Origin of the sequence: Shewanella sp. AC34-MNA-CIBAN-0136, assembly GCF_040309945.1 — a bacterium.
Taxonomy (GTDB): Bacteria; Pseudomonadota; Gammaproteobacteria; order Enterobacterales; family Shewanellaceae; genus Shewanella.
Genome location: NZ_JBEOPJ010000006.1, coordinates 276,218 through 285,505 on the forward strand (window position 1 = coordinate 276,218; position 9,288 = coordinate 285,505).

A 9,288-nucleotide genomic window follows, 5' to 3' on the forward strand; every position below is an offset into this window, starting at 1 on the left:
AGCTTTAAACCTTATGAATTGGTCTATATAATGACCGATCTTTTGGAGTTAACTCCGGAACAACGTCAGAGGCGGATTTAAGGTGTCGTGGAGCGATAAAGGGCGGCAACTAAAACATAAATTAGCTCGTGTTAATTGGTATTTTTGCACTGGTGTAGTGTTTTTATGCAGTGTGCTTGGCACCGTTGTTTGGGGTTGTGTGCAACTACACGAGTTGTTAAACGATGCTGATGCATTGCCTATTGAAGCGGTTGCTATTAAAGGTGAGCGAATTTATACCACCGATGACGAAATTAAAAATGCATTACAGTCATTAATGCAAAGTAGTTTTTTTAGCGCAGATGTGGTGGATGTACAAAAAGCATTAGAAGCATTGCCGTGGGTTTATCATGCATCAGTAAGACGAGAATGGCCGGCAAAGTTTAAGGTTACCTTACAAGAACAACAAGCTGTAGCGCATTGGAACGAAGTGTCTTGGCTTAATATTAACGGTGAGGTTTTTGATGCGTTTGCGCATTCAGAACATGATGCCTTACCCAAGTTATCTGGCCCAGAAGGGACAGAAATAGAAGTATTGACCAGCTACCAGCAGTTAGATGATTTATTGACAATAAACGAGTTTAAGTTGGTCAGTTTACGCTTAAGTCCTCGCCATGCGTGGCATGCTGTACTGGCTAACGGAATTGAAATAGAGCTTGGGCGAGAAGATAAAATGTCACGGATACAACGCTTTATTAATGTGTATCCAACTTTGAAGCAAAGTGAGAAACCAATTGCGACCGTTGATTTACGTTACGATACCGGGTTCGCCGTAGGTTGGGATGATTCAAAAAAGAGAGTCGACAATAAATGACCAAAAATCAGGAAAGAAACCTCATCGTGGGGTTAGATATAGGGACATCCAAGGTCGCAGTGATCATTGGTGAAGTATTACCTGATGGTGAGATTAGTGTCATTGGTTTAGGTAATCATCCTTCTCGCGGCATGGATAAAGGCGGCGTGAATGATCTCGACTCTATAGTGCGCAGTGTGCAACGGGCGTTAGATCAAGCCGAGTTAATGGCTGATTGCCAGGTTTCATCGGTGTACTTAAGTATTTCGGGTAAACATATTGCCTGCCAAAATGAAAATGGCATGGTGTCGATTAACGACGAAGAAGTCACCCAAGAAGACGTCGATAATGTAATCCATACCGCACGCTCGGTTAAGATCCCGACAGAACGTCGTATTTTGCATGTATTGCCGCAAGAGTATTCAATTGACGTTCAAGACGGCATTAAGAGCCCAATTGGTATGTCGGGCATGCGTATGGAAGCCAAAGCTCATATTGTTACTTGTGCTAATGATATGGCCAAAAACATTACTAAGAGTGTCGAGCGTTGCGGTTTAAAAGTAGATGATTTGGTATTTTCGGGCATCGCTTCTGCAGACTCTGTGCTCACAAATGATGAGAAAGATTTAGGCGTGTGTATTGTTGATATTGGTGGTGGCACAACCGATATTGCTGTATATACCAACGGCGCATTACGTCATTGTGCAGTTATTCCGGTAGCGGGTAACCAAGTCACAAGTGACATCGCCAAGATATTCAGAACACCGTTAACGCATGCTGAACAAATAAAAGTGCAGTTTGCCAGTGCCAGAAGTTCTACGGTAAGCCGTGAAGACAGTATTGAAGTACCGTCAGTGGGTGGTCGTCCTTCACGTAGCATGTCACGCCATACTCTGGCAGAAGTGGTAGAGCCAAGATATCAAGAATTGTTTGAGCTTGTTCTCAAGCAGTTACAAGATAGCGGTCTAGAAGATCAAATTGCAGCAGGGATTGTGCTTACTGGAGGAACGTCCTCGATATCGGGTGCCGTTGATATTGCTGAAGCAACCTTTGGTATGCCAGTTCGTGTCGCATCACCGCTACCAGTAAAAGGGTTATACGAATATGTTGATCAACCTATTTATTCAACAGGAATAGGGTTGCTTCATTATGGCGCAAGACGAGTCATCGAACGACAGTTCGAACGACCTGAGCGCCAAGGGGTTACCAGCTTTTTGAATCGGGTCAAAAGTTGGTTTAAGGGTGAATTTTAATAACGCAGACAAATGGAGATCAGACAATGTTTGAGATCATGGACACACATTCAGACGAAGCGGTGATTAAAGTCATCGGCGTCGGTGGCGGCGGCGGAAACGCGGTCGAACATATGGTAAAACACAGCATCGAAGGTGTTGAATTTATCGTTACCAATACAGATGCACAAGCACTACGTAAATCAAGTGCTGGTTCAACTATTCAGCTTGGTCGTGACGTGACTAAAGGTCTCGGTGCGGGCGCAAACCCAGATGTGGGCCGTCAAGCCGCTGAAGAAGATCGCGAGAATATTCGTGCAGCAATTAAAGGATCTGACATGATCTTTATCGCTGCCGGCATGGGTGGTGGTACCGGTACTGGTGCTGCTCCTGTTGTGGCAGAAATTGCCCGTGAAGAAGGTATTCTAACCGTTGCAGTTGTGACCAAGCCTTTTCCTTTTGAAGGTAAAAAGCGCATGGCCTATGCAGAACTTGGTATTGCCGAGTTAGCTAAACATGTGGATTCGTTAATTACGATCCCCAATGAAAAGCTATTAAAAGTATTGGGTCGTGGTACTTCATTGCTTGATGCTTTTGCTGCAGCTAACAATGTATTACTTGGTGCTGTTCAAGGTATTGCTGAGCTAATTACTCGTCCTGGTCTAATCAACGTCGATTTCGCCGACGTGAAAACCGTTATGTCCGAAATGGGTAATGCCATGATGGGTACCGGTGTTGCTCGTGGTGATGATCGCGCTGAAGAAGCTGCAGAAGCTGCGGTGGCTAGCCCATTACTTGAAGATATCGACTTAGCCGGTGCTCGCGGTGTGTTAGTTAACATCACAGCAGGTATGGATATCACTATCGAAGAGCTTGAAACTGTGGGTAACCACGTTAAAGCTTATGCATCAGACAATGCCACTGTTGTAGTTGGTGCTGTCATTGATCCAGAAATGAGTGATGAGTTACGTGTAACTGTTGTTGCTACAGGTATCGGTGCAGAGAAAAAGCCAGACATTCAATTAGTGTCTAAGCCTGTTGCTCGTCCAGAACCTGTTGTAATAGAGCCGCGTCCAGAACCTGTTGATGAAGTGATGACACAACAAAGTTACGCTGCGCCAAAAGGTAATGCTGTTCCGCAGCCTCAACCTGTACAGCGTACTGATGCTGACTATCTTGATATTCCAGCATTTTTGCGTAAGCAAGCTGATTAATACACGGATAAAACGTTATGTTTTTGCGTGATTAATGAGCGAAGTGTGCGAAAAAGGTTATTTTGCAAGCAGGTTTATACATTTACTCTGTGTTTGGCGTTTTTTTTGTGAAAAGCTAAATTTATGGTAGCATGTTGTACCAGTTATGCATGATAGCCTAAGGCTATTTTTGCAACTATTTGTTTAATATTGATATTTATGGGCGACTGAATGATTTTTCAAAGAACTGTTCAAAAAATGGTGAAGAGCACTGGGGTCGGATTACATTCCGGCAACAAAGTGACTCTATGCATTATGCCCGCACCAGTGAATACAGGGATTGTACTAAAACGTACCGATCTTAGCCCTGCTGTGTCTATCCCAGCCAAAGCTGATATGGTTCGTGAAACAACAATGTGTACCGCCCTTGTAAACGATGCTGGGATTAGAATATCAACCATTGAGCATTTGTTTGCGGCACTTGCCGGCTTAGGCATCGATAATGCAATTATCGAAGTCGATGCACCAGAAATCCCGATTATGGATGGCAGTGCAAGCCCATTTGTGTTCTTACTGCAAAGTGCAGGAATTAAAGAACAAGCTGCAGCTAAAAAATACCTAAAAATCATCAAACCTGTGCGTGTTGAAGATGGCGATAAATGGGCTGAGTTAAAACCTTTTAAAGGCTTTAGAGTTGATTTTAGAATTGACTTTGATCATCCAGAAATTGCTCGTAGTCAACAACACATGGTGATGGACTTTTCGACATCAGCGTTTGTGAAAGACATTAGTCGTGCCAGAACATTTGGTTTTATGCGAGATATTGAATACCTACGTGCGAATAATCTAGCACTAGGTGGCAGCATGGAAAATGCCGTTGTACTTGACGAATATCGTGTATTAAACCCTGATGGTCTGCGTTATGAAGACGAATTCGTTAAGCATAAAATCCTCGATGCATTTGGTGACTTATATGTTGCTGGTCATGCCATCGTCGGCGAATTTTCAGCTTATAAAACTGGTCATGCGTTAAACAACCAACTTGTGCGTGCATTACTTGCTCAGCAAGATGCGTGGGAGTTGGTAAGCTTTGATAAAGAGGCTGATGTGCCTGTCAGCTTCATGGTTCCAGGTGCGTTAGCGCACGTTTAATCAGTTAAGATTGCCTATTACGGCTGGCTAATGCAGCCAGCCGTTTTAGTTTTTCACCTAAAGAACCATCAACATGTGCAGCTAATGCTTCAATATGTTGTGCTGCAGTGGTGCTGATCACATTTTGATTAGGTTGAGATTGTGGTTTTGCTAAGGCAAGCCCAGGATTGACTTTCACCTCTATAGCGGTAAGCATCGGAAGTGTGTCAGTTTGAAGTTGTTTTAATAGCTTCTGCTTTTGAAAGTTTATTCTTGCAGCCCATGCTGCAGATGTCGTTTCAATAACAAGAACACCCTGGCGGATATTAGCAACTTTTAGCTGCTCTGCCACAGGACCATTTAACGTCTGTTTGACATAACGATTCAGATTATTAAGTAGTTCTGCTTTCTCGGCCAGTTCAGGCAGTCTCCCAGACAAATGAACTAAATTGCTGAGATCTTGAGGGGGCTTTTTCATATGATAATAAGATGGCTGAATTAGGCTATGAGTGTAACAGTTTTTATCCAAGGTCGAAATGGTGTAACGCGCTGGCAACCTAGTAAGCGTTGGTTACTCCTACCTATTATTCTGATGGCCACTGGCACAGGAATATATCAATATAGCACTGAGCGTTTTGCTAACCAACAAGCGAAAGTTGATGAAAATAAACAGCTTCGCCAACAGCAAAAGCAACAAGTGGTAGAACTCAAAACTGCAACAGAAACCCAGCTGGCAACCTTGGTTGCTCACGTGGCAAAAATGCAGGCCAAAATCACCCGACTTGAAGCCCTAGGGCAGCAAGTAGCGCAAAATAACCTCCTTGATGACCAATTTGATTTCTCTACAGAAGTCGGTATCGGCGGGTTAAGCGAAATCGGCAATGGTGTCGAATTAAGCCAACTTATCGATGAAATGAATAAGTTGGCATCTAGAATTGATAATAATAACGTTCAGCTATCACTACTTGAAACAGTAGCATCTAATCTCCATATAGATGAAGAGCGTTATATATCAGGGCGGCCAATCGATAAAGGTTGGTTATCTTCGCCCTATGGTTTACGAAATGACCCTTTTAGTGGCCGACGAACAATGCATAAAGGTATTGATTTTGCCGGCAAAGAAGGGGCAGATGTTACAACTACTGCTGCAGGCGTTGTAACATGGTCAGGAAGCATGCTTGGATATGGTGAGTTAGTCGAAATAGATCATGGTAATGGTCTTCGCACTCGCTATGGACATAATAAATCTCTGTCAGTAAACGTAGGTGACGTCGTTGCCAAAGGCGATAAAATTGCCAGTATGGGAAGCACAGGCCGTTCAACTGGCCCCCATGTGCATTACGAAGTGCTGCGTGGTAAACAACAAATAGATCCACAGAAATACGTTTACCGCAAAGCAAGTTAATAATATTAACGGTTAATGCGCTCAAATGAGCCAAACCTACAACAGATAAGTGATTAAGATGTTAGGCAAACTACTGACAAAAGTATTCGGAAGTCGCAACGACCGCACCCTGAAAAATCTTGGAAAAATTGTTATTCAAATTAATGCATTAGAAGCTGATTACGAAAAGCTTTCTGATGAAGAACTCAAAGCAAAAACGACAGAGTTCCGCACACGTTTAGAAAATGGCGAAACCTTAGATAACATCATGGCAGAAGCATTTGCTGTTGTACGTGAAGCATCAAAGCGTGTGTTCGACATGCGTCCGTTTGATGTTCAATTACTCGGCGGCATGGTTTTAGACAGCAATCGTATTGCTGAAATGCGAACCGGTGAAGGTAAAACTCTAACGGCAACTTTGCCAGCTTACCTTAACGGCATAACGGGCAAAGGTGTTCACATCATTACTGTGAACGATTACTTAGCTACACGTGATGCTGAGAATAACCGTCCATTATTTGAGTTTTTAGGTTTAAGTGTCGGAATTAACATTGCTGGCTTAGGTTCATTCGAAAAGAAAGAAGCCTACAACGCAGATATTACCTACGGTACTAATAATGAATTTGGTTTTGACTACCTTCGCGACAACATGGCGTTTTCTCCACAAGAGCGCGTTCAGCGACCATTGCACTATGCCCTTATTGATGAAGTCGATTCAATTCTAATTGATGAAGCCCGTACACCATTGATTATTTCTGGTGCGGCAGAAGACAGCTCTGAATTATACGCCAAAATTAATTTATTGATCCCAAGTCTCATCGCTCAAGACAAAGAAGACACCGAAGACTATGTTGGTGAAGGTGACTATAGTATTGACGAAAAGGGTAAACAGGTTCATTTAACTGAACGTGGTCAAGAAAAAGTTGAACAGCTATTAATTGAAAAAGGCATGTTAGCCGAAGGTGACTCGCTCTATTCTGCGACGAACATTTCGTTATTGCATCATGTTCATGCGGCACTTCGCGCCCATACCTTGTTTGAAAAAGATATCGACTATATTGTACAAGACGATGAAGTGATTATTGTCGACGAACATACAGGCCGTACTATGCCTGGACGTCGATGGTCAGAAGGCTTGCATCAAGCTGTCGAAGCCAAAGAAGGCGCTAAAATCCAGAATGAAAACCAAACTCTGGCTTCTATCACTTTCCAAAATTATTTCAGACAGTATGAAAAGCTTGCCGGTATGACAGGTACAGCAGATACCGAAGCATTCGAATTCCAACATATCTATGGTTTAGATACCGTTGTTGTTCCTACAAATCGCCCAATGGTTCGTAAAGATATGGCCGACTTGGTCTATCTTACCGCGCCAGAAAAATATGCAGCGATTATTAAAGATATCGAAGGTTGTCGTGAACGTGGCCAACCGGTATTAGTGGGTACTGTCTCTATTGAACAATCAGAACTACTTAACTCATTATTGAAAAAAGCTAACATTCCGCATAGCGTGCTCAATGCTAAGTTCCATGAAAAAGAAGCAGAGATTGTTGCTCAAGCCGGTAGTTTAGGTGCTGTGACTATTGCAACTAACATGGCTGGCCGTGGTACAGATATCGTATTAGGCGGTAACTGGAACATGGAAATTGAAGCGCTAGATAATCCAACGGCAGAACAGAAAGCTAAGATTAAAGCTGACTGGAAAATACGTCATGATGAAGTGCTTGCTGCAGGTGGTTTGCACATCCTAGGTACAGAACGTCACGAATCTCGTCGTATCGATAATCAGTTACGCGGTCGTGCTGGTCGTCAAGGTGATGCGGGTTCTTCACGTTTTTACTTGTCGATGGAAGATAGCTTAATGCGTATCTTCGCTTCAGATCGAGTATCTGGCATGATGAAAAAGCTCGGTATGGAAGAGGGTGAGGCTATTGAGCATCCTTGGGTATCACGTGCTATTGAAAACGCCCAACGTAAAGTTGAAGCTCGTAACTTTGATATCCGTAAGCAATTGCTCGAATATGATGATGTCGCTAACGATCAACGTCAAGTTGTCTATGCACAGCGTAACGAGCTAATGGATGCTGAAAGTATTCAAGACACTATCCAGAATATCGAACAAGATGTGATAAGTGGAATTGTCGATCAATATATTCCACCGCAATCACTTGAAGAACTTTGGGATGTACCGGGGCTTGAACAACGCCTTGGTAATGAATTTGGCCTAAAGCTAACAATTCAAGAATGGTTAGATCAAGATGATAATCTGCATGAAGAAACGTTACGCGAACGGATTCTAACGTCATGGAGTGAATTATATAAAGCTAAAGAAGAGATGGTCGGTGCACAAGTATTACGTCAATTTGAAAAAGCGGTAATGCTGCAAACACTAGATGGACTCTGGAAAGAGCACTTAGCTGCCATGGATCACTTACGCCAAGGTATTCATTTACGCGGTTATGCACAGAAAAATCCAAAGCAAGAATATAAGCGTGAATCGTTTGAATTATTCCAACAATTGCTTGAAACACTGAAAAATGACGTGATAAGTGTACTGTCTAAAGTACAAGTTCAAGCGCAGTCAGATGTTGATGAAATGGAGCAGCGTCGCCGTGATGAAGATGCAAAGATTAAACTGGCTTATCAACACGCAGCAGCAGAAGCATTAAGTGATACAGCAGAGCAACAAATAGAAGCGCCTAAAACAGTCATCCGAGAAGGTGAGAAAATAGGCCGTAACGATCCGTGCCCATGTGGTTCAGGACAAAAGTACAAACAATGTCACGGTAAACTCAGTTAACTCTCTGTTCACTATTGATGTTAGATAAAAAAGGTAGCGATTATTCGCTACCTTTTTTGTTTCTGGGATAATAAAACTGACTGATAAACTCACCCTTTGTGGATAACTTTGGGGGTAAATAGTGGGTATCATGTAGTTAAGTGCTCAAATGAATAAAAGATCATAAAAAGATCATTTTTTTGCACAAAAGCGCTTGCACTAAATCTTAAGCTGCCTATAATGCGCATCCACTGACACGGCATACAGCGAAAGCGAAAACCGGTTAGCGTTATTAACAACTACTTAGTGGTGTTAGTAACAGGCGAAAAGAAGTTTGAAAAAACACTTGACGCAATAAAGGGAATGCGTAGAATACGCAGCCCAAGCCAACGACCTAGCGTCTGACGGCGATGTCTGAAAAATCGACATCAAGCTCTTTAACAATTTATCAAGTAATCTGTGTGGACATTCACAGGTATTGAGTTATTCGAAATTGTCTTCTGTTCTTCGGAATGTTGGCAATCAAAAAATTACAACTCAATGCAACGATGAGTGTTCATAGTAATATGTACAAACATTATTTAGATTCTTCCGAGTCTAATTAATGAAATCAGAATTCATTGAGCCGAAAGCTTTGTTCTTATTTATAAGGATGAGGTTTTCAAAAGAACTTTAATTGAAGAGTTTGATCATGGCTCAGATTGAACGCTGGCGGCAGGCCTAACACATGCAAGTCG

General features: G+C 42.5%; 7 protein-coding genes and 1 rRNA gene. 7 read left to right on the forward strand and 1 reads right to left on the reverse strand.

The window, feature by feature from the left end; all coding sequences use genetic code 11:
• Positions 1-82 precede the first annotated feature (82 nt).
• The 4 genes from AAEY94_RS08535 to lpxC all read left to right on the forward strand — a co-directional run bounded on the left by AAEY94_RS08535 (position 83) and on the right by lpxC (position 4,409).
• Positions 83-853 (forward strand): cell division protein FtsQ/DivIB, encoded by a 771-nt coding sequence (locus AAEY94_RS08535; RefSeq protein ID WP_101088500.1) that lies wholly within the window; start codon positions 83-85, stop codon positions 851-853.
• Complete coding sequence (ftsA, locus tag AAEY94_RS08540; RefSeq protein ID WP_101088499.1) at positions 850-2,085, forward strand: cell division protein FtsA; 1,236 nt, start codon at positions 850-852, stop codon at positions 2,083-2,085. Before AAEY94_RS08535 ends, ftsA begins: the two co-directional genes overlap by 4 nt.
• A gap of 26 nt (positions 2,086-2,111) precedes the next feature.
• Positions 2,112-3,278, forward strand: a complete 1,167-nt coding sequence (gene ftsZ / locus AAEY94_RS08545; protein ID WP_101088498.1) for a cell division protein FtsZ — start codon at positions 2,112-2,114, stop codon at positions 3,276-3,278.
• A gap of 210 nt (positions 3,279-3,488) precedes the next feature.
• Complete coding sequence (gene lpxC, locus AAEY94_RS08550) at positions 3,489-4,409, forward strand: UDP-3-O-acyl-N-acetylglucosamine deacetylase (RefSeq protein WP_011639209.1); 921 nt, start codon at positions 3,489-3,491, stop codon at positions 4,407-4,409.
• Between the two features lie 4 nt (positions 4,410-4,413).
• Here the strand turns inward: lpxC and AAEY94_RS08555 are convergent, their stop codons facing one another.
• The gene (locus AAEY94_RS08555) at positions 4,414-4,866 is read right to left on the reverse strand and encodes a DUF721 domain-containing protein (RefSeq protein WP_101088497.1); all 453 of its coding nucleotides are present in this window, start codon (positions 4,864-4,866) and stop codon (positions 4,414-4,416) included.
• Positions 4,867-4,893: 27 nt separating this feature from the next.
• On the opposite strand from AAEY94_RS08555, the gene AAEY94_RS08560 reads away from it, so the two are divergent.
• The 3 genes from AAEY94_RS08560 to AAEY94_RS08570 all read left to right on the forward strand — a co-directional run.
• Entirely contained in the window at positions 4,894-5,793 is a 900-nt protein-coding gene (locus AAEY94_RS08560) for a M23 family metallopeptidase (protein ID WP_101088496.1), read from the forward strand.
• 58 nt (positions 5,794-5,851) lie between these two features.
• Complete coding sequence (gene secA / locus AAEY94_RS08565) at positions 5,852-8,572, forward strand: preprotein translocase subunit SecA (RefSeq protein WP_162024087.1); 2,721 nt, start codon at positions 5,852-5,854, stop codon at positions 8,570-8,572.
• A gap of 652 nt (positions 8,573-9,224) precedes the next feature.
• Positions 9,225-9,288 (forward strand): 16S ribosomal RNA (locus AAEY94_RS08570); the annotation flags it as partial.

Coding starts and splice junctions, on each gene's coding strand:
- ftsA (WP_101088499.1), top strand. CDS start 850: ATGACCAAAAATCAGGAAAGAAACCTCATCGTGGGGTTAGATATAGGG.
- ftsZ (WP_101088498.1), top strand. CDS start 2,112: ATGTTTGAGATCATGGACACACATTCAGACGAAGCGGTGATTAAAGTC.
- lpxC (WP_011639209.1), top strand. CDS start 3,489: ATGATTTTTCAAAGAACTGTTCAAAAAATGGTGAAGAGCACTGGGGTC.
- AAEY94_RS08555 (WP_101088497.1), bottom strand. CDS start 4,866: ATGAAAAAGCCCCCTCAAGATCTCAGCAATTTAGTTCATTTGTCTGGG.
- AAEY94_RS08560 (WP_101088496.1), top strand. CDS start 4,894: ATGAGTGTAACAGTTTTTATCCAAGGTCGAAATGGTGTAACGCGCTGG.
- secA (WP_162024087.1), top strand. CDS start 5,852: ATGTTAGGCAAACTACTGACAAAAGTATTCGGAAGTCGCAACGACCGC.